Origin of the sequence: Photobacterium atrarenae, assembly GCF_024380015.1 — a bacterium.
Taxonomy (GTDB): domain Bacteria; phylum Pseudomonadota; class Gammaproteobacteria; order Enterobacterales; family Vibrionaceae; genus Photobacterium; species Photobacterium atrarenae.
On the sequence record NZ_CP101509.1, the window covers coordinates 985709 to 1011101 of the forward strand.

Consider the following 25393-nt stretch of genomic DNA (forward strand, 5'->3'; position numbering starts at 1 on the left):
GCGGCTCGCGAGAAGTGGCTGATATCGACCTCTACAAAATGACATCTCAGGGAGCATTCCCGCAGTCTCCCATGAGTTTCAACCATTGCTAACGTAAATGGAGGGGTCATATTCAGTAAAGGAGAGTTAGCATCTCAAACATGATTCAATTCGATAACTTGGGATGATTGAATGATTTCGATCTTGCATCGCAGCGGTTTGGCTGTGAGAGCCTTAGCTCGCCGGCGCCCTGACCCCGGGTGGCTTCCATGCCGTTATAGAATGATCGTTCCCTGAGTCGAATTACTGGACTTTATTGCTTTTTCAATTGCAGGTAGCTCAGCACTGAAAGCAGGGTAAAGAAAGCGGGATCGCTCCACCCAAAGCCGACAAATATCCCTTTTACCCCGGCATAAACAGTAATCACAACACCGAGCATATTAGTGATCACCAAAGCTGTAAGTAATTTCTTGGCGACCTTCCCCGGCTCGATATCCCTTAGCATCAGGCTTACCGCAGCGATGCCGCCCAGAAAAATGCTGGTGTGTTGCGAAAGGAAATATGCGTATTGGTCATTGATTGCTACCCCGTACATCGGCCACATCAGACCTGGTACAAAAAACAGCGCCAGTGCAAAAACCAGATAAATACCGCCATGCAGGGATAAAAAGGTTTTGTTACTCATGATTGCCTCTTAATTGATTGGACCGTTATTGATAGCTGTTAGCGGCTGGTTGATGTCGAAGATCTGCCCTCGGACTTCGCCAACTCCCATTTGCTGCAAACGTGCAGTATGCATCTTCAAGTATGCCTGAGCACTGGCTGCGTCCTCGAACAGGTAGATGCCGCCACCCAGTTGCTCTTTTTCGTTTTCAGTCCAGATCTTCCAGATCATGCCTGGTTCACGGTTAATTGATTCGGCTAGCGCAACGAGTGCATTTGCCATATCTTTACCAAATGGGCCGTGAAATTCAAAATCAACCTGTAGTAGTTTTGCCATGGTTATTTCTCCGCGATTGAGGAAGCTACTGTTGTCGTGTCGCTTTCTGTTGTGGGTCTATTCTTATCTATAAAAAATCGACAGAAAAGTTCATAATATTGCGAATAACTGTGGAAATTTTAGACCAATGAGATTGAAGACTACCCTCGAACAATGGCTGACCCTGTATGAGATTGATCGCGCTGGCAGCATCCAGGCTGCTGCAACGACAATGAACAAGAGCCATACTACGCTGCTTTACGCGGTTAAAAAGCTCGAGGAACAACTGGATGTTTCATTGATCGCAGTACGGGGGCGCCGTGCAGTGCTGACCGAAGCCGGGAAGTCATTACTGCGCCGTGCCAGCACCATGCTGGAACAGGTCCGCGAACTGGAAGTGATCAGCGAGCAGTTGTCGCAAGGAATCGAGTCAGAAATTATCATTGCGATCGATCACCTGTGCGATCCGCAATGGTTATATCAGCCTATGGCGGAGTACCTATCGCAAAATAGCACCACCTCGATTCAGGTTGTAGAAACCTCGCTATCAAAAACCACGGAAATGGTGACCAGTGAGCGAGCAGATATCGCGATAATTAATCTCCCCGTGACGAATTACCCGGCTCAAGCTTTCGGCGTGATCACCATGGTTCCGGTCGTTGCGGCACATCACCCCTTCGCGCAAAAATCTCCACTTTTTTTTACCGATCTATCTACCATCAGCCAAATTGTGATTCGGGATTTAGGTGATGAAACAGGGCAAAAAAGTAAGCAAAATGTCGGCTGGTTGAAATCAAGTCAGCGTATTACAGTGGATAATTTCGATCATGCTTTTCGGGCAGTTGAGTATGGCGTGGGTTTTTGCCGTTTACCGGAGCATATCGTGAAGCGCCGTGCTGATGGCAAAATGAAGGTACTGAACATTGAAGGCGCAGAGCGATACCAGGTGGCAATGCACCTGACGTTGCCAAAAGGAGCGAAAACCGGGCCGGCAGCAACATATTTCTATCAGATGTTGCTCCGCGCTGCCCATCTAAGAACATGATCGGGAGATAGAAGTAGTCACCGCCATTGGCATTTGTATGGATAGCGGGATGACATCAGTGGCTCGATTAGCGCTGTGCCCATGCTTAAAGAGTGAGAGAACATGAATCAATCTATCATCCACATTGCACTGGTCGTCAGGGATTACGACGAAGCCTTAGACTTTTATCTTAGCAAACTCAAATTTGAGCTGGTGGAAGATACCTATCAGCCCGAGCAGGATAAACGCTGGGTTGTGGTGTCCCCACCGGGCTCGAACGGCGTGACCTTGCTGTTGGCGAAAGCCTCAAAGCCGGAGCAACTGGATTTTATCGGCAATCAGTCTGGTGGCCGGGTATTTTTGTTTTTACAAACCGATGATTTCTGGCGCGATTACCACCGGATGGTGGCCGACGGCATCAAGTTTGTACGGCCGCCGAAAGAGCAAGATTACGGCACCGTTGCGGTGTTCGAAGATCTCTACGGTAATTTATGGGATTTATTGCAACTAAACGCGGATCATCCAATTTCGAGACGGTTGGCTGATCAGACGGGGTAAGTGGAGTCGTCGGTATTCCCGAGGTAGGCATTGCTCGCGTTAAATGAATAGGCTTATTTTACGAAGTGACCTTGTGCTCTGGCATTTTTAGTTGGCGATTTAACCCATTGAAAATAGATGTACTTTGTGAATATAGTATCAAGAAAGAGCAGGGCGAGCTGCGTGAAAGCGAGCATGCGGTCGAATTGTCTGTTATGTGCTTCGGAGGAAAATAGGTGACAGAAGATGAAATAATGGAGCGGTATTATCGACAGAGAGAGAAAATGAAGCTGTTCCTCCTTGATAAGCACTCAGATAATATTAAGGCAGTAACTGATGCATTGGCTAAAAGTGGATACTCTCTTTCAAAAGATAACTTTGAATATTCCGATCCAGTTGGGCTAACGGTCCATTTTGAAAACTTGGTATCAATTTTAGTTCCAGAGCTAAATCGTGACAAAGATGATTTAGTAAAATTTGATCAATTACTACGGTTGTTCGAACGAAAAACCAGGGAGGGCTATTTATATACGAATAACTATATGCTTATGCTGACTCCTTTACTACGAAGAGGAATGCATCCAGTAAATAATTGGGCTCCATTATTCGTCACAATGCTATGGCAACTGGATCTAGAGGGTATTGAGGCTTCAGTGGCACTAGATTATGACCGAGCGAAACTTGACGTAAATGACTACGGTTTCGTTGAAATCGATACTTGGTTTGGAGCACCTTTTGAGGACAACATTTCAAGTATCAAAGATGGCATATCAAAACTTAGACCTCCTATGGATATTGATCCTAAGCTTGCAAGTTGGATATTTAGTGGGCTTTGTTGATCAAATCAGGAAAACAACAGATCTACCCAATTTAAGCGATGTTTTAGCTAACTTTACGAGTTACGGGCATGCCGAGCCCTGTTAACTTGTTCAACGCACGAACGGCAGCAAGCGCTTCTCCGACCTGAGCGTTGTAATCACGCAGGCTTAAAGCTGAACCAAGCAGTCGCTTATATCTCGACATCGCCGTTTCCGAGATTGAGCGACTGTGGTAACCACTGGTCTTTTTCCAGTGTTCATTGCTACCGTGAATACGCTGGTTTGCAACCGCAACATTTCTGGGGTGACCGTGCTCCCAGTATGCTGCTCCAGTTCTGGGAGGGATAAGGGGCTGTGCTTTCTTCCGTTGAATCGCTTGATAGCACAGCCTGGTATCATAAGCGCCGTCACCTGATATTGATTTGATCTTACGATAAGTTTGGTTAAGTAATGTTGGCATGACTTCACCATCGGTGACGGTTGATAACGAGAGTTCTGCGCAGATAATTTGGTGGGTATCAGCATCAACAGCAAGATGGAGCTTTCGCCAGACACGACGTTGTTCTTTGCCATGCTTTTTCATTTTCCACTCACCTTCGCCGAATACTTTCAGGCCAGTTGCGTCAATAGCTAGATGACGAATTTCACCCCGAGCAGGCATTTTGATGGGGATATCGACCGTTTTCGCTCGCTTGCTGATGCTGCTGTAGTTCGGGCATGTTAGTGGTACTTTCATCAGAGAAAACACCGAGTTCATGAAACCTTGAACAGCACGAAGTGACAGGTTGAATAGTCGCTTCACCATGAGAGCAGTCATGATCGCAGTGTCTGAATATTGATAGCCGCGTCCACGGTTACCGTGATGTTCAGAGCATAACCAGCCGTTTATCGCTTCTTCGTCGATCCAGAATGTCAGCGAGCCGCGGTTAATCAGTGATTGGTTGTACTCTTTCCAGTTATCTGTTCGGTAAGTGCTTTTTCCCATGAGGGTGGCCTGTCAGTAAACGTCACAAGATCAGATCACTGACTGCAAGAAAAGTTCACGCCGATTTAGTCAACAAAGCCTATTTAGTGACAAATATAGCCTTGATATAAAGTGGGATACAAAGGGAAGTATAAAGACATTCCAAGCGGTAGAGTTTAGCAATGATAACGTGTTAGTCGAATTTAAGGGAAACACCTATCATCCAGCTAAGTATATCCATGCTGAATTTGATCTTGAGTCTAACTTGTTCCGGCATTTTGACGGTGCAGTTCACTTCTATACACATGATGAGTACTTAGCCAGAAGAGACTCTGACTTTAACCATGCTAATAAGAGTGCATACTTATTAAAGGCAAAGTCTCAAAAAGTGTTCAAACTTGACGGAAAAATTAGCAAGGACATTTGGTTAGAGCTGACGGGTCATTTTTTGACTGGCAACCCTTTGATAGCGGAGTATTTTACTGGCAACTACCCACAGCACGTAATTGATAGCCTTATTAGAGCACGCACATAACACATATGAGCCTTATAGGTGTCAAGGGGGAAAGTGAACCCGTTGGCTGCGCCAATTTATCTGAACAACAAAGTTGTCTATTTCGCTTTGTCATTTTCGCCATTCATCATTACTTACGCCGAACACATATTGAGGGACTCTGACTGCGGTCTCACCGCTGCCTGCATTGCGGCAGGGCCACGAGACATGATTTTGTTAACAAAAACAAAAAGCACAGGCTTCTTTTCCGGAGGTTGTCGCCAGAATACGGGAAAAATCTGTGAGAATTTTCGATCGCGTTATTGTTTTGTAGATCAATATCTTGCCTTGGTGATTCATTCGGTTGGATACTGAAACGGTACCTGGCTAAATCAATGCCACAGACAGATGGTGGCCTTCGGTTTGTATGGAATCAGATATACCAAGTGTGGCAAATCGGGTTAGAGGGATTCCATGTTCTTCGTTATGTTCACAAATCATTAGATTCTGAAAGGATATATAAATGAAAAGAAATTCTACCCTTAAATTTAAATCTGCAATAATTGTAGCGCTAGTGATTTCATCATTACCACTTATGGCTGATGAACATAATGAGTCAAATCATATTAAAGCATGTGAGTTTTTCTTGGAAAGTGGAAAAATTGGCGAATTTTTGAAATCGCAGTTAATCGAATCGGGTTGTAATGGACAACCTGATGAATCTGCCATTAGGTTTTGTGCTGAATTAAAATATGTGAGTGGTACTACAATTAATGAAATCCTGCTTCCTTATTATGTCAAGAGAGTGAGTGAAGAGCACTGTACTCAGGCCGGTGAATATTATTCAAGTATGAAAGGGAAGGAGTTTCTAGAGTTTGCTTTTGATTATGCTGCTAATCCAGATACTGCTTATGTGAGTGATAGTGTGCTTTTAGCCCAGGAGCAGTTTCAGAAAACAGATGCATCTGACTCTATCAATAGACTGGCATCAAGCACCGCGTTGATTAGGTTAGTTGTAAAAAAGTTGCATGAGCATAACAATATGCACTGAGGTTGACGCTTAAAATCACCGTAATTTTTCAAAAAAAGTTTCGTATGAGAGCAGATATAGATGATCTACTCTCCTAAGCTTGTAAGCGCGGAAAAGAGGGGTCATCGTTGAGGGTGTTCATAGCTTTGTGTCAGCGTAAGTCACAGATCCACATATTGATCGACCCTGTTCGGGAAGTGGATGCTCAGCAGGGATAGCGTCAAGTTCCTGTTCTGTCCCCGCATCTTCTGCCCTCCAGGGTTCAGTTCCGATTCTGGCTAGTTTTGCCGCTGAAAAGCTTTAGACTTAGCGGTAGAAGCTCAGAAAGAGAAGTGTCATGGAACTGACTCCAACCCAATGCCAGCAAGCCCGGCTCGCCAGAGATACCCGCTACGATGGCCTGTTTTTTACCGCTGTGAAGACCACCGGGATTTATTGCCGCTCCATTTGTCCGGCGCCCGCGCCCAAAGAAGTGAACGTCGAGTACTTTCCGACGGCTGTGGCGGCGGCCCAGGCCGGCTATCGCCCGTGTCTGCGTTGTCGTCCTGACAGTGCCCCCGGCTCTCCGGCCTGGCTGGGGAAAAATGCGACCCTGAACCGGGCGCTGCGCCTGATTGATGAAGGGGCGCTGGCGGAGCAATCGCTCACGCAACTGGCAGATCGGCTGGGGATCACCGAGCGTTACTTGCGCCGCCTGTTCAGCGATGAAGTTGGCCTGTCACCGAAAGCCTACAGCTTATACCGTCAGTGCCTGTTGGCCAAACAGTTGCTGCATGACTCGACAATGCCGATCACCGAAATTGCGCTGGCTTGCGGTTTTCACAGTATTCGCCGCTTCAATGACTGCTTCAAACAGCAATTTTCATTGACCCCGTCCCAGGTGCGCAAGCAAGAAGGCGGCCGCCGCGACAGCGGACAGGCGATTGAAATCCTGCTGTCGTATCGACCGCCATATGATTGGCAGGGGCTGCATCAGTTTTATGCCTCGCGTTTGATCCCGGGGCTGGAGTGGCTGGATGCGCAAAGCTATGGCCGGACGTTTCACTACGGGACGTGTAAGGGACGCTTTACTGCCACGCATCTGGCGGAGAAGTCTGCGTTTCGGGCCTCGATCCACCTGTCCAATCTCACGTACTTGCCGCGGGTGATCCAGAACATCCGCCGTTGTCTGGATTTGGATGCCGATACCCGGTTAATTGAGTCGCAGTTGTGCCAGGCGATGGGCACGACATCACTGATCAAAGCCGGACTGCGCCTGCCGGGGATCTGGAGTCCGTTCGAAGCCGGGATCCGGGCGATTCTGGGTCAGCAGGTCTCGGTTAAAGCAGCCAGAAATCTGGTCAGCCAGTTGGTGGCGCTCAACCCGGAAAACGATGAAGCGTTCAGTTATTTCCCGGCTCCAGAGCAGCTTTGCCGTTTGGATTTGACTCAACTTGGCATGCCGCAGCGCCGCCGCGAGACGCTTGGGCACTTTGCCGAGTATGCCTGTGGGAAGAGACTGGATGAAAGTGAGCAATTACTGGCACTACCGGGGATCGGCCCGTGGACGGTGAACTATCTGAGAATGCGTGGGTTGAGTGACCCCGATATTTATCTGAGCAGCGATTTGGGGATCAAAAAAGCCATCGCTAAACTGCCTCAGCCGATTGATGATCAACTGGCGGCACCGTGGCGTAGTTATTTAACCTTATATTTATGGAGCACCTTGACATGAACAATCAACACCTGGACACCCCAATCGGCCGGCTCAATATTGTAGCGAACGATGAAGCCGTGACGGCGATTGAGTTCGACGCTGATCCGTCGGCACAGCAGGCTCCGAATACCATCACCCGGCTGTGCTGCGCACAATTGAGCGATTACTTTGCGGGTAATAGAACTGACTTTGATGTACCGCTGAATGCCAATGGGACGGCTTTTCAGCATCAGGTCTGGCAAGCTTTGATTGATATCCCCTATGGCGAGACATGCTCCTATAGCGCAATCGCCCACCGGATCGATAACCCGAAAGCCGTTCGTGCGGTCGGTGCGGCAAATGGTCGAAATCCAATCCCGGTGATTGTGCCGTGCCATCGGGTGATCGGCAGCTCGGGCCAGCTGACCGGTTATGCCGGCGGGCTGGATATCAAAGTTTGGCTCATTGAGCATGAGAAGAGAATCTCAAGCTGAATCAGTCAGATGTATGGGTGTGCAATAAGTTGTTATGCGTAGATTGCACTTAGTTAATATGAAAGCGCGATAAATCCAACAAATGTCACATATTTAACATTTTTGCCCAAACTGAATTTGTTTGGTTTTTTGGAGTAAAGTGTTGGTTTTGTTTTTGATTTTGGGTTTATATTTTGGTTATTGATGTAATAATGGTTTGATTTTCTGTATGCTAACGATTTTATCAAACTTATTATCTTGTTGTTTTGTGTGAATTAAAAACCTGTTGTGGTTAGTATTGTCGACACATTATGCCAATCCAATAGGTTTTACGTGAATAATACATTATTACAATCAAACAAAACGGAAGATCAAAAAGTCACGCTGTCGAAGCGTGATATCCACTGGATGCTAAGTCTGTTCGGGACCGCGATTGGCGCGGGAATCCTGTTCCTGCCGATCAACTTGGGGCTTGGCGGCATCTGGCCTCTGGTCCTGATGGCGGTGCTGGCGTTTCCAATGACTTACCTGGCTCACCGGGGCCTGGCGCGCTTTGTTCTTTCGTCGAACAACCCGAAAGCAGACTTTACTGATGTTGTCGATGAACACTTCGGTAAAAATGCCGGCCGCATGATTTCCTTGCTGTATTTCCTTTCGATCTATCCAATTTTGCTCATTTACGGCGTGGGTTTGACCAATACAGTTGACAGCTTTTTAGTGAACCAGTTGGGGCTGGCGTCACCACCGCGTGTGTTGCTTTCTGGCGGCCTGGTGTTCGGTATGATTGCGATCATGATGGCGGGCGAGAAAGTCATGCTGAAAAGCTTTGAAGTGATGGTGTACCCGTTGGCGGGGATCCTGGGTATTTTGTCGGTCTATCTGATCCCAAACTGGCAGATGCCTGATCTGTCGATGCCGGCGCTGGGTGACTTCTCTCAAACTGTTTGGCTGGCCGTTCCTGTGGTTGTTTTCTCGTTCAGCCATGCTGCGGCGGTTTCCAGCTTTGCCAATATTCAGCGCCGTCACTACGGTGAAGATGCGGTGAAGAAAACCGATCTGATCCTGAACCGCACAGCGATCATGCTGGTGACCTTTGTGCTGATGTTTGTCTTCTCCTGCGTGCTGACGCTGTCGCCGGAGCAACTGGTGCAAGCCAAGGCGGATAATATCTCTGTGCTGTCGTTCCTGGCGAACGTGATGGATAACCCGGTGATTGCGACCTTGGGTCCACTGGTTGCCTTCATTGCGATTACTTCATCTTTCCTGGGTCACTTCCTGGGTGCTCGTGAGAGCCTGAACGGCTTGTTGGCGAAAAATACCAAGCTGGGATCGAAATCAGCGGATCGCCTGGGTATTGCAGTGATGTTCGTGACTATCTGGATTGCTGCGGTGGTGAACCCAAGTATTCTGGGGATGATGGAAGCCCTGTCCGGCCCGGTGATTGCGATGATCCTGTTCATTCTGCCAACCTACGCAGTGTACAAGGTGAAAGGGATGGAGAAATACCGTAGCTGGACCAATATCTTCGTGCTGGTGACGGGCGTGCTGGCGATTTCAGCGCTGCTGGTGAATCTGTAATGACTGCATTCACAACTCGCTTATGATTGAAACAGGCGCTTCGGCGCCTGTTTTTTTATGTCAGCTGGGAGTGGCGGGGCTCCGGCGGGCGGGACATGGCTTCTGCACGATTTCATTAACACGCAGTTCTGTCTGCTCTGAAGTAGTGGTAATCTATGCAATCATAACGATATGCGGGAGAGGAATTGCGTGCGAGTGCTGACTGGGGCGGTATTGATGTTCTGGCTTTGCTCTGCGGCTGCGCAAACTGAGCAGCGTGAGCCAGGCAGTGTTTTTATCCATGAACTGAAGTCCAAGGATAAAATGGAGTTTGTCGGCGGCGGCAGTCGGCCGGTTGATAACAACCGGGTTGATGAACACAGTATTTACCAGGATGTGAACCGGACTGATCCGACCGAGTTCGGGGCCGGGATGAAATTTAATGCGACCGATGATTTCAGTATTTCGATCCAGGCCGGCGGTGAGTTGGTCGAGCAGCAGAATGTTGAGGTCGACAGCGGGGCTTTGGTGTTCGAATTCAGCTATTAACGGTGCGTTCCGCTGCGCCTTGTCCTTCACCTATGCGCAGTTCTCTCTTGCGTCAAAGAGAGCCCAGCCCCGACGTTTCTCCCTCTGACGAGTCCCAGAATTTACAATGTAAAGTACTGTTGATAGATAATTTAGCTGCCGGAGATCGCTTTGGCAGATAAGTTGTGCCAGTAGATTCATATAGGGTAGTATATGCTACTTTCATATATAAGACGCTTACATTGATAGGGATGATAATGACAGCGACCGAATACCTGAACTCACTGAACCACCGCTATCTGGCGATCCATCGCAACAAGGAAGATTTCTTCTGGGAAACCTACATGGGGATCAGTGATGATCATGAGGGCTCTGCACAAGCCGAAACGGCCTGGAATCAGTTTCTCAGTGAGCCTGCCAATATCGCTGAGGTTCGTCAGCAGATCGAAGCGGCGCAAACACAGCCGGATTCTGATGAGAAGACGCAAACGCTGCTCGGGCTGAACGGCTGGCTGGCGATGTTCAAGGCACATGCACTGGAATCTGAGCGGGCTCGTGAACTGAAGTCAGCCCTGATTAAGTTTGAAGCTGAGCTGTTTGAGAAAAAGCAAAACCACGTCATGACCTATGTTAACGAGCAGGGTCAGCAGGCGGAAGGCTCCTTGCCGGTTCTGGCTGCCAATATTCGCACCAGTGATCAGGAGCCGGTGCGCCGCAGCGCCCATCAGGCGCTGTTGGATCTGGAGCAGTGGTTGTTGCAGAACGGCTTTCTGGAGTTGGTGAAACTGCGCAACGCGTTCGCCCGCTCCCTGGGGTATGACAACTTTTTCGATTATTCGGTGGTGAAAACCGAGCAAATGACCTCAGATGAGCTGTTTGCCATTCTGGATGATTTTGAAGCCAGAACCCGCGACAGCCACCTGCGCAGTCTCAAGCAACTGGCGCAAGAGAAAGGGGATGATGCGCTGTTGGGACATAACTTTATCTATTCCTTCTCCGGGGATGCGATGCGCGACCTGGATCCTTATGTCCCGTTTTCACAGTCGCTGCGCCGTTGGGTTGAGTCTTTCGGTCGCCTGAATATCGATTATTCCGGCGCCGAGCTGACGCTGGATTTGCTGGATCGCAAGGGCAAGTACCAAAATGGCTTCTGCCATGGCCCGATCCCGTCGTTCTACGATCAGGGCAACTGGGTGGCAGCCAAGGTCAACTTCACCAGCAATGCCAAGCCGGATCAGATTGGCAGCGGCTTTGACGGCATCAATACCTTGTTCCACGAAGGCGGCCATGCGGCGCACTTTGCCAACGTGAAAATGAACTCGCCTTGTTTCTCGATGGAATTCGCACCAACCTCGATGGCCTATGCCGAAACCCAGTCGATGTTCTGCGACAGCCTGCTGACTGATGCCGACTGGCTCAAACAGTATGCGCTGGATGCGGAAGGAAACCCGGTTCCGGATCATCTGATCAAGGCGATGATTGATAGCAAACAGCCGTTTAAGGCTTACGAAGAGCGTAATATTCTGGTGGTGCCTTATTTTGAACGGGCACTGTATCAGCTAAGCGAGGCAGAGTTGACGCCGGAAAATGTCACTCGCCTGGCCCGTGAGAAGGAAATGCAAATCCTGGGGCTTGCCTGTAGCCCGCGTCCGCTGATGGCGATCCCGCACCTGTTGTCTGATGAAGCGGCCTGTTCTTATCAGGGTTACCTGCTGGCGCATATGGCGGTGTACCAGACGCGTGCATACTTCCTGGAGAAATTTGGTTACCTGACCGACAACCCGGAAATTGGCCCGCTGCTGGCAAAACATTACTGGCACACCGGAAATAGTGTGAACCATAACGGCACCATCGAAAGCCTGACCGGGGAAGGCTTCAATGCCAAATACCTGGCCGATGCCTGTAACCTGACGGCCGAGCAGGCCTGGGAAGCTGCGCAGGCGAAAATGGCGTCGCTGAGCTCGCGCCAACGTGTGGCGCCGGCATCGCTGAATGCAAGCATCCAGGTGGTGGACGGGGCGAAAGTACTGGCCAGCAACCAGGCCTCTGATGAAGCGCTGTGTACCGCATTTGAAGATTATATTGTGAGCCACTATGGCCGGTAATCACCGCCTGCTGACAACATAACAAAAAACGCCGATGAATTTTCATCGGCGTTTTTTATCAATTCAACCTCGGGTGATTCATCCAATTACTTGAGATGGTTGAGGTGACTGACAGCATCTTTGAGTTGTTCATTGAGCTCCGGATGGGTCAGGACCTGTTTGTCACTGTCAAAATTGTCGTAAAAGCTGGGGATGGACAGGCTGGCTTTGACGACCCCATTGAAATACGGCGCAGAATTTACGGCTGCCGCCAGGACACTGGCACCGCCCATGGATCCGGGAGAAGTAGAAAGCAGCACCATCGGCTTATTCTGGAATACTTTGGGCTCAATGCGTGAACACCAGTCGAACAGGTTTTTATAGCCGACCGTATATGAGCCGTTATGCTCGGCAAACGAAATGATGATGCCGCAGCTGTCGGTGATCTTGGCCAGAAAATCTTTGGCTTTCTGTGGGTGGCCCAGCTCGTGCTCTTTATCCTGGCTGTAAAGCGGCAGTTCGTAGTCATTCAAGTCCAATATTTCGATTTCGACTTTATCGAGCAGGTTGGCAGCATAGCTGACCAGCTGTTTGTTGATTGATTTGGAATGGGTACTGGCTGCAAACGCAATAACCTTCATAACATGCTCCTTGTGTTGAAAGGCTGTGATCGGGGTTGGTTGTTCGCCTGAGACGCAGGGCCTCAGACGACATTGATTGGAAATCCCTGTGAGAGAGTATCTCAGACCTTGGACCCGGAGGACACTCCTCAGCGTGAGAGCTGTCGCACCAGCCAGTGATCGGCAGACATGGAACCGGCCCCTGAGAACAGCAGCGAGACGGAAACAGCCAGCAGCGCCAGGCCAAATTCATAGCCGTTGTTGGCCATAAACAGGCCGTTCTCCAGATGGACGCTGACAATCGCAACCCCCATGGTCACTGCCAGCGTCAGTGCTGCCGGACGGGTGAGCAGACCAAGCAGTAGAAACAGGCCGCCGAAGAATTCGGCACTGCCAGCCATCAAGGCCATCAGCACCCCAGGTTCCAGACCAATCGAAGTCATCCATTGGCCGGTGCCTTCCAGGCCGTAGCCGCCAAACCAGCCAAACAGTTTCTGGGCACCGTGAGCCATGAAAATGATCCCGGCCGGGATCCGCAGGCTCAGGGCAGCCAGGCCAGCTTTACTTTGGAGCAGCGCGGTGAAAGTTTGCTTGTTCATCAGAGTTACCTCAAAAAATTCGAATGTCTAAATTTTATGAGAGAATGCTGGAGCCCTTCTCTCATCGCTTAGTTGTCAGTGTAGGTGACCCTGAGCTGGGAGATAAGACGCCTGATTAGAATAGATGGTTCAAATTTTTTGAACAACTGCTGTGTTGCGCAACATATGAATCGCTGCGGTGAATAAGATGTACGGTCACTGAGAGTTGATGGTCTATAGTTAGTTCAGGAAGAGAGAGGGTAACTACATGCATATTGCATTGAAGGACGAGCCACCAAAACAGTCTAAAATTCGATGCGCATCGTGCGGGGACTATTATTGTTACCTTTTTCTTCAGTACACCATTGTTGCGTATTGCCCGAATCTCGCTGTTGATTGCCTCGACAGTAAAATGAAAACCTTGTCATTCGACATGAAAAGCGCTCCCTGCGTTTACCTGGGCTGTAGTGATGCCGATGAACCCGATTCCTAAGCTGAATCATTCCCGAGGTTCATGGTCTCTTTCCCAGATTCTTCTTATTCTCTCAGGCCTGACGTTTAAGCCGGCTTTATGGGCGTTGCAAGCGCGCTTTCAGGGTCGGATGGGTCGCAATCAAACCGGCAAAGGCTTCTTTCTCCAACACCAGTAGCTCGCAATAGTCGGTGGCAGCGACATCTGCATTGCGGGGGGTGTCGGAAAGCAATGCCTGCTCGCCAAAAAAATCCCCCTGTTGTAGTACGGCGGCAGGTTCCTTCTGTCCTGTGCGTACTTCCACCCGACCGGCCGCGATCAAGTACAGCGCATCACCGATTTCCCCGCGGGTAATGAGTGTCTCACCGGGCGCAGCGACGCGGGTTTTCAATTGGCAGACGATGGCCTGGAGCTCATCGGGATGCAGGGCGCTAAAGAGGGGGACCTGTGCGATCAGCTGGCCCGGATTCAGGCGTTGTGCGGCAGCGCGGGTGATTTCTGCTTGTAAATCGGGATAGTCTTTGGTGAGCTGCTGGAAGTCGGTCAGTTTAAGCATCAGCAACTGGCAGTAGCTGATGGCGGTGACGTTGGCATTACGCGGCGCTTGCGTCAGCAGCGCCAACTCACCGAAAAAGTCGCCGCTACCGAGCCGGACCGGTTTGGGGAGTACTTGTGCTTCGACCGCGCCGCTGGAAATGAAATACATCGCATTGCCGGGCTCGCCCTTGGCAATGATGCGCTCACCCGGAACCGCCAGCAGCGGCGTTAACCGAGAGGCAATCTGGCGCAGCTGGGTTGCTTGCAAGGCGGCGAAGAATGGCACTTTGGCGATCAGCTTTTCCGGCTCTAAGCCAAGATCCAGCTTTGGCTGGCGATCCATGCTCCGGCTGCGCTTGTCCAGCTCCCGGGTTAAGTCACTGAATACTTCCTGGCTGATCATATTCTCGCTCAGCATTTGGCGATAGTTGCTTTCTTCGAGCCGTAGGGCAACCCGAACCAGGTGGCGCTTTTGTAGGGTTTCGGCGTAGTCTGGATATTGCAGGCGCAGGGCATCCAGTGCCTGACGGGTAAGTTGTTGCCGTGTTTTCAGGATTGGTGCCAGTGCGCTGGCTACGGGGTCGCCGAACAGCGCCGGGATTTTGTCCCGGTTATAGTCCAGCAGTGAGGTCACTACAGTCTCGGTGACGCTCAATACCTCAAACCGGTTGGCGAGTTGGATCGCCAGGGGACGCGTCAGCTTGCAGTATTGTTGCAGTCCTAAAGCGATTCTCAGCATCACGCCGTAATCTAGTGTTTCCCGGTAGGCATGGTTATAGCCGTCGACTTCGCCCATTTTCAGACTGTCTTGCAGCGCATCGGCATGAAACAGCAGGGTGCGGCTGATCTTGGCTGAATCCAGTCCGTCGGCAAACCGCTGGAGATACAGGTGCCGCTCGTGGTTGGTCAGGGTGCTCAGGCCGACACACAGGGTCACGGTATCCGGTTGCTGCGGGTCGGTCGAGATCGAGCGCTGGACCCGGTTCAGCCGCTGCTCGTAAATATCGGCCACACCGGTCGCGATGGCCGGTTCAATATGATCGGTCCGGGCGGCATGATCCAGTCCTTTGCGGATCCGTTTGATGGACAACGCCATCACCCGGTTGCGGATCATCCGCTCGGCTGGCGGCAGGCGATCAAGGCCGAAAAAGCGCATCATCATCCCCATGGTGGGGGCATTCACGAACAGGGTAAACAGCACAAAGCCGGTGACCAGTGAGGCGATAAAGGCTTTGATTTCGGGGTCAATGCCCGGGGTTTCCAAAATCACCAGGGCCAACGCGAGCGAGACTGCTCCCCGTAGCCCGCCCCACAGCATTACGGTGCGGAAGGTCAGGCTGATTTGCTGCCCCAGCCCGGCCCGGTTTAGCAGCGGCAGGATCAGGTACAGCACGACGCTGCGGGCAGCAAAGGCGGCGATGATCAGCACCGTCAGCGACAGGGCCTGCGAGGCGGTAAACGTGATGAGAACTTTGGGTACCAGCAGCCCGACCAGAAAGAAGATTAGTGAGTTGGCCCAGAAGGCCAGCTCTTCCCAGGTTTCAGTGAGTGCATGCCAGGTCTGGGGGGAGACCTGGGTACGGCCATAGGAGTTCATCAGCAACCCGGCGGTGACCACGGCCATGACCCCGGAGACATGGAGGTAATGCTCGGCAAAGAGAAAGCTCAGGTACGCCAGACAGATGGTGAGGGTGATTTCGACTAGCGGCATATTGCGCAGTTTGCCGATCAGTGCGGCAACCAGCGAAGAAGCGAACAGGCCGACCAAAATCCCGCCGAAAAACACTTTCAGAAATTGTCCGCTGGCAGACAGGACCCCGGCCTGGGCATCGCCGAGCAGGATGGCAACCAGGATGGTAAACAATACGATGGCCGTTGCGTCATTGAGCAGGCTTTCCCCTTCGACCAGGATCGTCAGCCGTTTCGGGGCCCCGAGGTTTTTGAAAATCGCCACAATGGCAACCGGATCGGTGGCAGACACAATCGCGCCGAGCAGCAGGCAGGCCACCAGGCTCAGCTCTGATACTCCCCAGACCAGGGTGCCGACCAGCACACAGGAGATCAGTAGGCCGAGGACGGCCAGCAGCAAGATTGGGCCGATATCGGTCATGAGGTGACGGGCATTGATATTCAGGGCCGATTCAAAGATCAGCGCCGGCAGGAAAATAAAGAAGACCGCTTCCGAAGTAATGTTGAGCGCTTCAAGCGACGTCAGAAAGTCTCCGAACAGGCCGGGGGGGTGAGCGCCACCGGCGGTCAGCACCAGGATCCCCAGCAGGCTGCCGGCGACGGCCAGCAGGACGGTATAGGGAAAGTTGATGCGATTGGCGATGGGCAGTAACAGGCTGGCGATGGTCAGCAGGCCGATCAGGCCCAGCACCAATAGAAATGTGTCATGCATGCGCGTTCTCCGAGCTTGCCGGCCTGCCGTGGCTGTGTGATGTCTCTCCCCGGATCACCGTCTGAGGTTCAGATTGGGTTCTTATCAGGTTAGTTCATTCTGGCATCGGGATCGGTTGCAAGCCCGCGTGCACACACGCTCAAAAGAGTGGCAGCAGGCCGACTATACTGATTTTGAATGCTGCTCAAAACAGAGGTGGTGATGGGGCTGTTGCAAAAGAGTCTGAAAGCAAGGATGACGGCTTACTTTTTGCTGGTCTCGGTGCTGGTTGTGGTGGCGCTGGCGCTGGTGACTTATCACTTGGCTGCAACGACTCATCAGGAGATGGCCATCGCCCAGTTTGATGTCACCGCCGATCACAAAGCCTCAGAAATTCATCGCTATCTAGATGATCAGGTAGCCATTGTCACCAGTATTGCCCAGTTGGCCGAGCTGCAGCGTGCGGTCAGTCAGATCGTGGGTCAAACCCCGGACTCAACCCAGTATCAGACGGCCTATTTCAAGCTGGTCGAAATGCTCTATTTCTCCACATTTCTCGACAGCCGGGCGGCACGTGTCTCGGATTTGACCGAGATCTTTATGCTGACCAAGGTGGGTGGCCATGTGTTCTTTTCGACCCAGCCGGGCCATGAAGGTGAGTATCGCCATAGCGATCAGTATTTTATTGAGGGGCTGAAAGGCACGTTCGTGCAGAAGGTCTACCCATCGCCGGAAACGGCGGCGCCGACATTGACGGTGTCGACACCGCTGTACTCACCGGTTGGCGAGTTGTTGGGGGTGCTGGCGGCCCACATCCAGTTGTCGGTGCTGGTTGAGATTGCCGGCAGGCAGAGCAGCCGTCAGGGGCTCGGAGAGTCGTATCTGGTCGATGGGCTGAACCGGGTGATTTCAGCGGAGCGGTTTGGGAATGAGCTCTATCCGCGCGGCGTCCACAGCGAAGGGATTGCTGCGGCACTACGGGGGGAACGCGGCGCCGGGTTGTACGACAACTATGCCGGAGAGGCTGTGATCGGCAGCTACCGCTGGTTACCGGCGTTGGGTGTGGCCTTGATTTCTGAAATCCCGGCGAAAGTGGCGCTGGCACCGGCCAATCGGTTTGGGGTGATGATCCTGGGGGTTGGGTTATTGGCGGTTGGTGTTCTGAGCGTCGGTATTTATCTCATTGCCGCCCGGATCACCCAGCCGATCACGGCGATGACCAATACCACTCAGAAAATTACCGCCGGGGATCTGTCGCAGCAGGCACCAGTCTTGACCGAAGATGAAACCGGTCTGCTGGCCCAGAACTTTAACCAGATGATTGGCCGACTCAGGCATACCCTGGATGATCTGGCAGAAGAGCAGGAAAAATCAGAGCACCTGTTGCTCAATGTGTTGCCGGCACCGATTGCTGCCCGGCTCAAGCAGGGGGAGGAGACGATTGCGGACAGTTATGCCGATGTCACGATTTTATTTGCCGATATTGTTAATTTTACGCCGTTGTCAGCTGAGCTGAAGGCCTCAGATTTGGTCGGGCTGCTGAATGAAATTTTTTGTGAGTTTGATCGCCTGAGCGAGGCCCGGGGACTGGAAAAAATCAAAACCATGGGCGATGCCTATATGGTGGGCGCCGGGTTGCCGGTCCCGCGCGCGGATCATGCGGAAGTGATTGCCGAGATGGCATTGGATATGCTTGATGTGATTGCCTGCTTTAATCGTAAACACCAGCGGGATCTGAGTATCCGGATTGGCATTAACAGCGGTCCGGTGGTTGCAGGGGTGATTGGGACCAAAAAGTTTATCTACGATATCTGGGGCGATGCCGTCAATACTGCCTCAAGAATGGAGTCCCAGGGGCTCAAGGGAGGGATTCAGATCACAGAAGCGACTCACCGGCACTTGCGGGATCGCTATGTGTTTGAAGATCGTGGAATGATTGAAATTAAAGGCAAGGGTAAAATGCATACTTACTTCCTCCGGGGTCGGAAGGACAACGCAGCACAACAAGTCTAGAAGGGGAGATCGATGAAGGGATTGGTAGCCTTGATCATGTTGGTCAGCCTGATGTTAACGGGCTGTGAAGAGCAACCCGAGCAACAACTTGAGTTTCGTGTGGGGCTGATTGCGCCGGTGACCGGCCAGATTTCTGAAGTGGGCCGGGCGACCGTGGAAGCCGCAGAGATGGCGGTGGCTGCGGCCAATCAGCAAGGTGGGCTGGTGATCAACAATAAGCAATACCGGGTAGTGCTGCTGACCGAAGACAACCAGGACAACACCGAGCATACCATCAGTGCAGCGTTGCGGTTGATTAATCAAAAAAATGTCAGCGCGATTATCGGCCCTCAGGCCAGCCGCAATGCCATCCCGGCCGCCCGGTATGCCGAGTATGCCAAGGTTCCGTTGCTCAGCCCCTGGTCTACCAACCCCAGAACGACCCTGAACAAAGACTGGGTGTTCCGCGTGGCCTATGTGGATACGTTTCAGGGCCAGTTGATGGCGAAGTTTGCTTATGATGAGCTGGGCTCGCGCAAGGCGGCGGTGCTGTATGATGTTTCGAGCGACTATAACCGCAAGCTGGCTGAAGTCTTCAGTACCGAATTCCAGGCTTTGGGTGGGTTGGTGGTCGCGTTTGAGCTCTATACCCGCGATGCACCGAATCTCGAAGAGCAGTTCCGGCAAATTCAATTAGCGACCCCGGATATTCTGTTTTTACCCAATTACTACAACGAAGTGCCTGACCAGGCGCGCCAGGCCAGAGCCGCCGGGATCACCGCCCAACTGCTGGGGAGTGACAGCTGGGCCCAGATCCCTGAAACGGAGCGGGAAGCGTTGGAAGGCGCGTATTTCAGTGCCCATTTTGCCATCGATAAAGCCGATGGTAAGGCGCTGAATTTTCGTGCCCGGTATCGCGAAGCGTATCAGCGGGATCCTGATGATGTGGCGGCACTGACCTATGATGCGTTTGGCTTGTTATTTGAAGCGGCGAAGCGCAGTGGCGGCACCGAGCCACAAGGGCTGCGTGATACGCTGAAATCCATGCCGGTGTACGAAGGGATCACCGGCCGGATTGAGTTTCGAGGCTCGGGCGATCCGATCAAAAGTGCCGTGCTGATGGCGGTGAAGGACGGGCAGTTTATCTTCAGTCGCTGGGTGGTACCGCCGGAGATCCCCTAAGGGTTCCGCCTGGCAGTATGAAACACAATTCGATTTCTCAAAAGTTATTGAAGTGACTCGATAATTTAATTTTTTTGAGCGGCCTCGCTTTTATGCAAACGATTGAGTTGTGATCTTGTCCCCAGAAATACATCTGTAATACCCATAAAGTATCATATGGTTACAAGTTTTAGTTTTTTGTAAAGGGAATGGTAATGCTATGGGTAGAATGTTAATTGGCCGCGATACCATACTCGATTTAGAATCTGTGGAATATAAGTGGATTGAAGCTTTGTCTCATGATGGCGTCAAGCATGAAGACATTAACGCCAGCATCCGTCGCTGCCTGGGCGGGGATGATGAAAGTGCTGATATACTCCGGCGCGTCGCGTTGCGGCAATGTCCGCCCAATGTGCTGCTCGAACACCTGGATGCCATAGATAACACCGTGTCCATGAAGGGGGAGCGATAACTCCGCCCCCCTGTTGAACTTGCCTCGTCGCCACGCTCGGTGTGGGCGCGGAAAAACTTCTCAAAGCTCCTCTCTGACGGCTGCCGGGATCGCCGTATTGCAAAGGTTGTTATATTTAGCTTAAAGATACTTGGCTGTCTTGGGGGCGCTGCAGGCATGCCAGCCGCTGGCGGAGGCTCTCCAGCAGGGTGTCCGCGGTAGCCTCAGGCGTTTGCAGCCCTGTGATTAAGGTCATGAAATAGAGCTCCATCATCACCTGGGGCAATATTGGATCATAAGCACTTTGATGAGAAAACAGCCGTTGCTGAAATGCAATGATCTGAGGTTTGAGTTGCGGTTGCTGCCAGAGCAACTCCTTAAACAATTCCATGCTGAATTCCCGCTGCTCCAGATAATAGGCAAATAAGTACCGGGCATAATGGAGTAGTCGTTCGGCTGGAGAATGGGCGGTGTCGCTGGCTTCTGCCTCATGCAGGACGCGTTCGACCTGTTGTTCGACCCCAGCCTTGAGCAGATCGATTTTGCTCGGAAAATGTGAGAACACGGTGCCGGTGGCGACCCCGGCGGCCGTGGCGATTTGCCGGGTCGTTGTTTCGGCGTAGCTTTGTTGGTGAAACAGTTGCCAGGCACTACTCAGGATGGTGTCACGGGTCTGTTGTCTCTTACTGCGGGTCATGGTCATTCCTTCTGATGCAAGTTTCATTGTATCTGATTTTTCAGCGATTCGGCGGCCGAATACCAGGATTACAGAAAACTGACTGTTGAAAAATGAGCGCGCTCAAATTATATTAACTGAGCGCGCTCATTTTTAGTTTGGAGAAAAGCCATGAAAGATCTGATCCTGAAGATATTTGCCTATACCTGTTACCTGCCTTTTCAGTTTATGTTCAGCTACGTCGTCGGCCCGATCCTCGGAGCAATCTTGCTGGTTGGTGGACTGGGGGTGTTAATGCTGATCCTTGGCTATGAAGACGGCGTGAAAGTGTTCCGCCAAGAATGGCGGGAGTCGGCGGCATTGATTTGAGGGAGGCGAAGTGCTGATGTGCCGGGGCTGGTACTGGTAAGCGGTATGCTCAACGTGACCCAGATGACGAACTATCAGTCCCAACCAAGTGTTAACTTGTTTGAATGAAGGGAACCGGCCTCAGATTGAGGCTTGTTTTTTATGTGTATCAGCAAGTTCAGCTGTTCTGATTACTCAGAACATTGTCCGGTAAAGGTACCGTGTGTTGATGACGATTTCGGGTACATCGCTCCAGGTGGCCGGGTCATATAGACAAAGTGGCTGTCTTCACGGATCGGGATAAAACCAAAGCGCCGGTACAAGCGGCCCGGCTCAATTTTTCCATGGTTTCAGGGCCAGGTGGTAGATGTTGAGTTTTTGCGCCGCATCGCGAACATCCATTTGATGCTCGACGGACTTGACCCATTTGGCTCCGGTTCGGCTGGCGACCTGGATACTGGCCCGATTGTGTTCCAGGCAGCGAAATTCAACAATATCCGCGTTGGTTTCCTGGGCCAGGGCCGGAATGAGCGCCGCGAGAATTTGGTGAGTCACCCCTTGGCCCTGAACTTCGGTACTGAGCCAGTAGCCCACTTCAGCGATGTGCGATCGGGGTGCGATCGATTTAATCCCGAACACACCGCAAAATGTCTGCTGGTGGAAAATGGCATACCATCGGGCGCCAGGGGCCGGAGCGCTGATTCGCTCCCGGATATATTGCCGGGCGCCGGCCAAATCGGTGACACCTTTGACCCAGCCGAGGAAAGTGGCTAACTGGGGTCGGCTGCGTTCGACCGCTTCCAGCAGCCCCTCAGCATGGTTGAGGGCTAAAGGACGTAGCGTGATGGCATCAGTGATCGATATTTTCTCGTGGTCAAGCCGCGGAGATTTGTGGTGAGTCAGGGGCGTTGAGAGCATCATGTTTTCCTTATGGGTTGTTTGGATTCGTTGTTAGTTGTTCAAGGCATTCTTTGTCCAGTAAGGGATGGGGTTGAACCCCGCAAACCAGCACTATGTCTACGGTGGGCGGTGAGGGCATATGGTCGAGGATGTTCAGATCATCGGTGACACTGAGCCGGCCCATCGCCCTGATCGCCATGCCTTCGCGGCAATCCAGCCCCCCTGAACGCTGGCGAGCCAATGGCCTTCGCTATCGGGTGCCCGGGTGAGGATCGCCGCGTCAATTTTTCCCTCGTCCAACCAGGCCCAGGTGCCTGATGCGTTTATTGGGGTTTGTGGTTGCCTAACACCTTCATATTCTGGCCCAGTGCGTCGATATCCATGCCTTGTTGCGCCAGAAGTTGTTCAAACGCCGGCAGTAATGCGCCGAGGTTTTCTTCCAGCGTATCACGCACGGTATCAACGACTACTTGGGTGCCGCGCTCAATTTCAACATTGATGTGGTCACCGACCGCCTTCTGTTCAAACACCGTCATCCGCCGGGTTTCCGGGATCAGCCAGACTTCAAACCAGCCTTCTTGTTTGTTGACCGCGGAGAGGGTCAGGCTGGCGCCGTTGAGGGCGATATATCCCTTGGGAAACACATAGCGTTTCCAGGTGTCGCTGAGTTTCAGCCGCAGACAGTAATTCTCTTCAATTTGCTGAACGGCCAGAATTGGCGTTTTAAAATCAACATGGCCGGAGAGTGGGTGGCCGCCGATTTCGGCACCATCTTTGGCTGCCCGCTCGACATTCACCGCTGTACCGGGTTGATATTCACTGAGGGTGGTGATGAGCAGGCTTTGCAGCATGACATCAAACTTGACCTGAACTTCGGAAATGAGCTCAGTGACGGTGAGACAGACGCCGTCAACGGCGACACTGGCACCGATTTCCAGGTCGTCACAAAAGCCGGGTTGAAAGTCGATGACAAAGGTGCGAATGCCGCCCTGATCACTGACGTTGTTGATGGTGGCGATAGATTGAACAATTCCGGTAAACATAAGGAGTCCTGTTTTGCAGGTGGCAACCGCTGGGCTGCCGCAAGTTACATGAAGTCGGGGAAATGGGCACAAGAGACGCTTGGCGGCGACAAGCGGCGGTTACTTGCCCACCAACACCCGAGTGGGGTGCAGGTGGATATTCGGATGCATCGACAGGGTAAAATTGTGATGCTCAACGATTTTGTCTGCGGTTAAATGCGGCTTGTCATGGGTGGTGTGGGCATCTGCCGGCAAGTGAACCCGATAGCCTTTGGAAGCGGCCTCGAATGCGGTCCGGTCGATACAGAAATCGGAAGAATAGCCGCACAGAGTAAGCGTGTGAATGTCATGCTGATCGAGCAGTGCTTCAAGCTCCGTTTCGAAGAAAGCATTTGGGGCGGTTTTGCTGATCCGGATGTCTGTGTCATCGACAGTCAGTTCTTTGAAGAGCTGCCAGGGCTGGCTGCCGTATTCGACCATGCCCGGCATTTGGTGCTGGATAAAAATGACGAGATGGCCGGCGGCTTTGGCATGGGCGATGAGCTTATTGATATGACTGACGACCTGGGTGCTGTTGTAGGGTTGTCTTTCCGCAGCAAAAATACCGTTTTGCACGTCAATGACCAGAACTGCTGATTTCATGCACTTTCCTTGTTCATGCTTCTGTGATGTTTTTGAGTCGCGACCGCGTTTTGTCCATGATCTCGGTGGGGATTTGGCCCCAGCGGGTTAGCTCTCGTGTGTGCCAACCAAGGCGGCGATAAAGCGCTTGCTGATCCGGCGTATGCAGATACAGCCGGGAGTATCCTAGTTTCCAGGCGTGGTTTTCTGCAACACGGCACAGGCGTGATGCAGTTTCGCGGTAGTCGTTCCGGTTGTGATTAGAGTTCAAGGGTGAGCAGGGTATCGCCGTCATCCAGGGTGCCGATTTCACGGAACCCAAATGCCTGATAGACCCGGGACGCCTGACGGTTGGCGGGTTTGTGCATGGTTCTCAGGTGCTTGCCACCCAACGCTCTGACTTCCTCAACCAAGAGCGCCAATACCCGGCTGCCGTAGCCTTGATTCTGATGTCGCGCATCAATCATGAAGCGGAACAGCCAGAAGAGCTCAAAATCTTCCGGCTCGTCTTCATGGCAAAAGGCGAGCATCCCAATCACTTTTTGATTGAGGCAGATCGCTTTGAGTCGATAGTGGGGCTCGAACTTCGACTGCGCAATCGTGATGGCATTGGATGCCAGGTTTTCTTGTTGTTCGGGCAGTAAAGACAGCCGAATGCAGTCCAGGTAGTTGTGTTGGTCGACGTCATTCAGGGTAATCTTGTTGGATCGAGGTTGGGTGTTTTGAAGCATCGTCTCTTCCTTTTCTGTGAGCGACTTATCGTCTACTGCCCGCTGTGTTGGCCGATGTTCAGGCTTGCCCAATGTTTATATGTGCCCAGTGTTCATACGTGTAGAGTGTTCATGCGTGCCAGTGTTCGGCCAGCAGGCCATACAGGGCAGAGTCGGATACATGGCCGCTGATAATCCATCGTTGCGGTAAATAGCCTTCCTGGCGAAAGCCCAGTTTCTCCAGTACCCGGGCTGAGCCACGGTTGTCCGGGTCAATCTCAGCTTCTATCCGGTTCAGATTCAGGGTGCGAAAACCGTACTGAAGCAGCGCGGCGGCGGCTTCACCGATCAGTCCCTGGCCCCAGCAGGATTTGGCCAACCCAAAGCCCAGCTCAGCCCGTCTGGATTTCGGGTGGCTGTTAAACAACATACATTTTCCCACCAGCGTCCGGGTCTCTTTCAGATAAACGCCCAGCACCACATGGGTAGGATGGTTCGGATCAAACGCTGCGTTTTCAATAAACTGTGTGGCTTGCGTAAGTGATGACCAGGGTGCGCCATCCCAGTATTTCATCACCTCCGGATCGGAGAAAATGGCCAGCAGCGGCGCAGCATCGGTCAGCGACAGCGGGCGGAGCACTAAACGTTCGGTTTGCAGTTCAAGCATTTCAAAGTCTCACTGAAGGAAAAAAGTGGGCGCAGGTAGTCCATGAAAATGTGTGAGACGACCAGCGGAAAAATTTATCGAGCACTCATTCATAGAGCGCTAATCCATCGAGTACTT

General features: G+C 51.8%; 26 protein-coding genes and 1 pseudogene. 14 read left to right on the forward strand and 13 right to left on the reverse strand.

Features of this window, described 5'->3' with window-relative positions; all coding sequences use genetic code 11:
* Positions 1–292: 292 nt before the first annotated feature.
* Together NNL38_RS20540 and NNL38_RS20545 are read right to left on the reverse strand one after the other, a co-directional pair.
* Positions 293–664, reverse strand: a complete 372-nt coding sequence (locus tag NNL38_RS20540) for a hypothetical protein (protein ID WP_255390723.1) — start codon at positions 662–664, stop codon at positions 293–295.
* A gap of 9 nt (positions 665–673) precedes the next feature.
* Positions 674–979 (reverse strand): monooxygenase, encoded by a 306-nt coding sequence (locus NNL38_RS20545; RefSeq protein ID WP_255390724.1) that lies wholly within the window; start codon positions 977–979, stop codon positions 674–676.
* A gap of 127 nt (positions 980–1106) precedes the next feature.
* On the opposite strand from NNL38_RS20545, the gene NNL38_RS20550 reads away from it, so the two are divergent.
* The 3 genes from NNL38_RS20550 (at position 1107) to NNL38_RS20560 (ending at position 3358) form a co-directional block, all read left to right on the forward strand.
* Positions 1107–2003 (forward strand): LysR family transcriptional regulator, encoded by an 897-nt coding sequence (locus NNL38_RS20550; RefSeq protein WP_255390725.1) that lies wholly within the window; start codon positions 1107–1109, stop codon positions 2001–2003.
* 102 nt (positions 2004–2105) lie between these two features.
* Positions 2106–2540, forward strand: a complete 435-nt coding sequence (locus NNL38_RS20555; protein ID WP_255390726.1) for a VOC family protein — start codon at positions 2106–2108, stop codon at positions 2538–2540.
* Between the two features lie 215 nt (positions 2541–2755).
* Positions 2756–3358, forward strand: a complete 603-nt coding sequence (locus NNL38_RS20560; protein WP_255390727.1) for a hypothetical protein — start codon at positions 2756–2758, stop codon at positions 3356–3358.
* Positions 3359–3401: 43 nt separating this feature from the next.
* Here NNL38_RS20560 and NNL38_RS20565 read toward each other — a convergent pair whose 3' ends face one another.
* On the reverse strand, positions 3402–4322 hold the full coding sequence (locus tag NNL38_RS20565) for an IS5 family transposase (RefSeq protein ID WP_255388430.1): 921 nt from the start codon (positions 4320–4322) through the stop codon (positions 3402–3404).
* Positions 4323–4491: 169 nt separating this feature from the next.
* Here NNL38_RS20565 and NNL38_RS20570 point away from each other — a divergent pair, with 169 nt between their 5' ends.
* The 7 genes from NNL38_RS20570 (at position 4492) to NNL38_RS20600 (ending at position 12162) form a co-directional block, all read left to right on the forward strand.
* Positions 4492–4836 carry a hypothetical protein gene (locus NNL38_RS20570; RefSeq protein ID WP_255390728.1) on the forward strand — a complete coding sequence of 115 codons (345 nt, stop codon included), beginning with the start codon at positions 4492–4494 and terminating at the stop codon, positions 4834–4836.
* Between the two features lie 481 nt (positions 4837–5317).
* Entirely contained in the window at positions 5318–5845 is a 528-nt protein-coding gene (locus NNL38_RS20575; protein ID WP_255390729.1) for a hypothetical protein, read from the forward strand.
* A 316-nt stretch (positions 5846–6161) separates the two neighbouring features.
* A complete protein-coding gene (locus NNL38_RS20580) occupies positions 6162–7538 on the forward strand; it encodes a DNA-3-methyladenine glycosylase 2 family protein (RefSeq protein ID WP_255390730.1) in 1377 nt (458 codons plus the stop codon).
* On the forward strand, positions 7535–7993 hold the full coding sequence (locus NNL38_RS20585) for a methylated-DNA--[protein]-cysteine S-methyltransferase (RefSeq protein ID WP_255390731.1): 459 nt from the start codon (positions 7535–7537) through the stop codon (positions 7991–7993). The genes NNL38_RS20580 and NNL38_RS20585 overlap by 4 nt, the downstream gene beginning before the upstream one ends.
* A 387-nt stretch (positions 7994–8380) precedes the next feature.
* Complete coding sequence (locus NNL38_RS20590; protein ID WP_255392297.1) at positions 8381–9550, forward strand: SLC5/6 family protein; 1170 nt, start codon at positions 8381–8383, stop codon at positions 9548–9550.
* Positions 9551–9739: 189 nt separating this feature from the next.
* Positions 9740–10078 carry a hypothetical protein gene (locus tag NNL38_RS20595; RefSeq protein WP_255390732.1) on the forward strand — a complete coding sequence of 113 codons (339 nt, stop codon included), beginning with the start codon at positions 9740–9742 and terminating at the stop codon, positions 10076–10078.
* Between the two features lie 236 nt (positions 10079–10314).
* Positions 10315–12162 carry a M3 family metallopeptidase gene (locus NNL38_RS20600; RefSeq protein ID WP_255390733.1) on the forward strand — a complete coding sequence of 616 codons (1848 nt, stop codon included), beginning with the start codon at positions 10315–10317 and terminating at the stop codon, positions 12160–12162.
* An 86-nt stretch (positions 12163–12248) separates the two neighbouring features.
* Here NNL38_RS20600 and NNL38_RS20605 read toward each other — a convergent pair whose 3' ends face one another.
* The 3 genes from NNL38_RS20605 to NNL38_RS20615 form a co-directional block, all read right to left on the reverse strand.
* Complete coding sequence (locus NNL38_RS20605) at positions 12249–12782, reverse strand: NADPH-dependent FMN reductase (protein WP_255390734.1); 534 nt, start codon at positions 12780–12782, stop codon at positions 12249–12251.
* A 128-nt stretch (positions 12783–12910) separates the two neighbouring features.
* Positions 12911–13360, reverse strand: coding sequence for a DoxX family protein (locus tag NNL38_RS20610; protein ID WP_255390735.1), 450 nt, complete (start codon positions 13358–13360; stop codon positions 12911–12913).
* Between the two features lie 548 nt (positions 13361–13908).
* Positions 13909–16749: a cation:proton antiporter gene (locus tag NNL38_RS20615; RefSeq protein WP_255390736.1), complete on the reverse strand. Its 2841-nt coding sequence runs from the start codon at positions 16747–16749 to the stop codon at positions 13909–13911.
* Between the two features lie 177 nt (positions 16750–16926).
* Between NNL38_RS20615 and NNL38_RS20620 the strand changes: the two genes are divergently transcribed.
* From NNL38_RS20620 to NNL38_RS20630, 3 genes are all read left to right on the forward strand, one after another.
* A complete protein-coding gene (locus NNL38_RS20620; protein WP_255390737.1) occupies positions 16927–18741 on the forward strand; it encodes an adenylate/guanylate cyclase domain-containing protein in 1815 nt (604 codons plus the stop codon).
* Positions 18742–18753: 12 nt separating this feature from the next.
* A complete protein-coding gene (locus NNL38_RS20625; protein WP_255390738.1) occupies positions 18754–19902 on the forward strand; it encodes an ABC transporter substrate-binding protein in 1149 nt (382 codons plus the stop codon).
* 199 nt (positions 19903–20101) lie between these two features.
* Complete coding sequence (locus NNL38_RS20630; RefSeq protein ID WP_255390739.1) at positions 20102–20353, forward strand: hypothetical protein; 252 nt, start codon at positions 20102–20104, stop codon at positions 20351–20353.
* A 115-nt stretch (positions 20354–20468) separates the two neighbouring features.
* Here the strand turns inward: NNL38_RS20630 and NNL38_RS20635 are convergent, their stop codons facing one another.
* Positions 20469–21029: a TetR/AcrR family transcriptional regulator gene (locus tag NNL38_RS20635; RefSeq protein WP_255390740.1), complete on the reverse strand. Its 561-nt coding sequence runs from the start codon at positions 21027–21029 to the stop codon at positions 20469–20471.
* A 150-nt stretch (positions 21030–21179) separates the two neighbouring features.
* Here NNL38_RS20635 and NNL38_RS20640 point away from each other — a divergent pair, with 150 nt between their 5' ends.
* Entirely contained in the window at positions 21180–21377 is a 198-nt protein-coding gene (locus NNL38_RS20640) for a hypothetical protein (RefSeq protein WP_255390741.1), read from the forward strand.
* Positions 21378–21689: 312 nt separating this feature from the next.
* Here NNL38_RS20640 and NNL38_RS20645 read toward each other — a convergent pair whose 3' ends face one another.
* The 6 genes and pseudogenes from NNL38_RS20645 to NNL38_RS20670 all read right to left on the reverse strand — a co-directional run bounded on the left by NNL38_RS20645 (position 21690) and on the right by NNL38_RS20670 (position 25276).
* Positions 21690–22277 (reverse strand): GNAT family N-acetyltransferase, encoded by a 588-nt coding sequence (locus NNL38_RS20645; protein WP_255390742.1) that lies wholly within the window; start codon positions 22275–22277, stop codon positions 21690–21692.
* 7 nt (positions 22278–22284) lie between these two features.
* Positions 22285–22556: pseudogene (locus NNL38_RS20650) on the reverse strand (LysR family transcriptional regulator); the annotation flags it as partial.
* 23 nt (positions 22557–22579) lie between these two features.
* Positions 22580–23299: a riboflavin synthase subunit alpha gene (locus tag NNL38_RS20655; protein ID WP_255390743.1), complete on the reverse strand. Its 720-nt coding sequence runs from the start codon at positions 23297–23299 to the stop codon at positions 22580–22582.
* 99 nt (positions 23300–23398) lie between these two features.
* The gene (locus NNL38_RS20660) at positions 23399–23920 is read right to left on the reverse strand and encodes an isochorismatase family protein (protein WP_255390744.1); all 522 of its coding nucleotides are present in this window, start codon (positions 23918–23920) and stop codon (positions 23399–23401) included.
* A 239-nt stretch (positions 23921–24159) separates the two neighbouring features.
* Positions 24160–24630 (reverse strand): GNAT family N-acetyltransferase, encoded by a 471-nt coding sequence (locus NNL38_RS20665; RefSeq protein ID WP_255390745.1) that lies wholly within the window; start codon positions 24628–24630, stop codon positions 24160–24162.
* Between the two features lie 109 nt (positions 24631–24739).
* On the reverse strand, positions 24740–25276 hold the full coding sequence (locus NNL38_RS20670; RefSeq protein WP_255390746.1) for a GNAT family N-acetyltransferase: 537 nt from the start codon (positions 25274–25276) through the stop codon (positions 24740–24742).
* Between the last annotated feature and the right edge of the window lie 117 nt (positions 25277–25393).

Excerpts from the sequence above, each read along its gene's own strand:
- NNL38_RS20645 (WP_255390742.1), bottom strand. The coding sequence starts at position 22,277 with ATGATGCTCTCAACGCCCCTGACTCACCACAAATCTCCGCGGCTTGAC.
- NNL38_RS20655 (WP_255390743.1), bottom strand. The coding sequence starts at position 23,299 with ATGTTTACCGGAATTGTTCAATCTATCGCCACCATCAACAACGTCAGT.
- NNL38_RS20640 (WP_255390741.1), top strand. The coding sequence starts at position 21,180 with ATGAAAGATCTGATCCTGAAGATATTTGCCTATACCTGTTACCTGCCT.
- NNL38_RS20615 (WP_255390736.1), bottom strand. The coding sequence starts at position 16,749 with ATGCATGACACATTTCTATTGGTGCTGGGCCTGATCGGCCTGCTGACC.
- NNL38_RS20610 (WP_255390735.1), bottom strand. The coding sequence starts at position 13,360 with ATGAACAAGCAAACTTTCACCGCGCTGCTCCAAAGTAAAGCTGGCCTG.
- NNL38_RS20635 (WP_255390740.1), bottom strand. The coding sequence starts at position 21,029 with ATGACCCGCAGTAAGAGACAACAGACCCGTGACACCATCCTGAGTAGT.
- NNL38_RS20630 (WP_255390739.1), top strand. The coding sequence starts at position 20,102 with ATGGGTAGAATGTTAATTGGCCGCGATACCATACTCGATTTAGAATCT.
- NNL38_RS20605 (WP_255390734.1), bottom strand. The coding sequence starts at position 12,782 with ATGAAGGTTATTGCGTTTGCAGCCAGTACCCATTCCAAATCAATCAAC.
- NNL38_RS20580 (WP_255390730.1), top strand. The coding sequence starts at position 6,162 with ATGGAACTGACTCCAACCCAATGCCAGCAAGCCCGGCTCGCCAGAGAT.
- NNL38_RS20585 (WP_255390731.1), top strand. The coding sequence starts at position 7,535 with ATGAACAATCAACACCTGGACACCCCAATCGGCCGGCTCAATATTGTA.
- NNL38_RS20660 (WP_255390744.1), bottom strand. The coding sequence starts at position 23,920 with ATGAAATCAGCAGTTCTGGTCATTGACGTGCAAAACGGTATTTTTGCT.
- NNL38_RS20625 (WP_255390738.1), top strand. The coding sequence starts at position 18,754 with ATGAAGGGATTGGTAGCCTTGATCATGTTGGTCAGCCTGATGTTAACG.
- NNL38_RS20565 (WP_255388430.1), bottom strand. The coding sequence starts at position 4,322 with ATGGGAAAAAGCACTTACCGAACAGATAACTGGAAAGAGTACAACCAA.
- NNL38_RS20555 (WP_255390726.1), top strand. The coding sequence starts at position 2,106 with ATGAATCAATCTATCATCCACATTGCACTGGTCGTCAGGGATTACGAC.
- NNL38_RS20590 (WP_255392297.1), top strand. The coding sequence starts at position 8,381 with ATGCTAAGTCTGTTCGGGACCGCGATTGGCGCGGGAATCCTGTTCCTG.
- NNL38_RS20545 (WP_255390724.1), bottom strand. The coding sequence starts at position 979 with ATGGCAAAACTACTACAGGTTGATTTTGAATTTCACGGCCCATTTGGT.
- NNL38_RS20620 (WP_255390737.1), top strand. The coding sequence starts at position 16,927 with ATGCTGCTCAAAACAGAGGTGGTGATGGGGCTGTTGCAAAAGAGTCTG.
- NNL38_RS20575 (WP_255390729.1), top strand. The coding sequence starts at position 5,318 with ATGAAAAGAAATTCTACCCTTAAATTTAAATCTGCAATAATTGTAGCG.
- NNL38_RS20540 (WP_255390723.1), bottom strand. The coding sequence starts at position 664 with ATGAGTAACAAAACCTTTTTATCCCTGCATGGCGGTATTTATCTGGTT.
- NNL38_RS20665 (WP_255390745.1), bottom strand. The coding sequence starts at position 24,630 with ATGCTTCAAAACACCCAACCTCGATCCAACAAGATTACCCTGAATGAC.
- NNL38_RS20670 (WP_255390746.1), bottom strand. The coding sequence starts at position 25,276 with ATGCTTGAACTGCAAACCGAACGTTTAGTGCTCCGCCCGCTGTCGCTG.
- NNL38_RS20550 (WP_255390725.1), top strand. The coding sequence starts at position 1,107 with ATGAGATTGAAGACTACCCTCGAACAATGGCTGACCCTGTATGAGATT.
- NNL38_RS20600 (WP_255390733.1), top strand. The coding sequence starts at position 10,315 with ATGACAGCGACCGAATACCTGAACTCACTGAACCACCGCTATCTGGCG.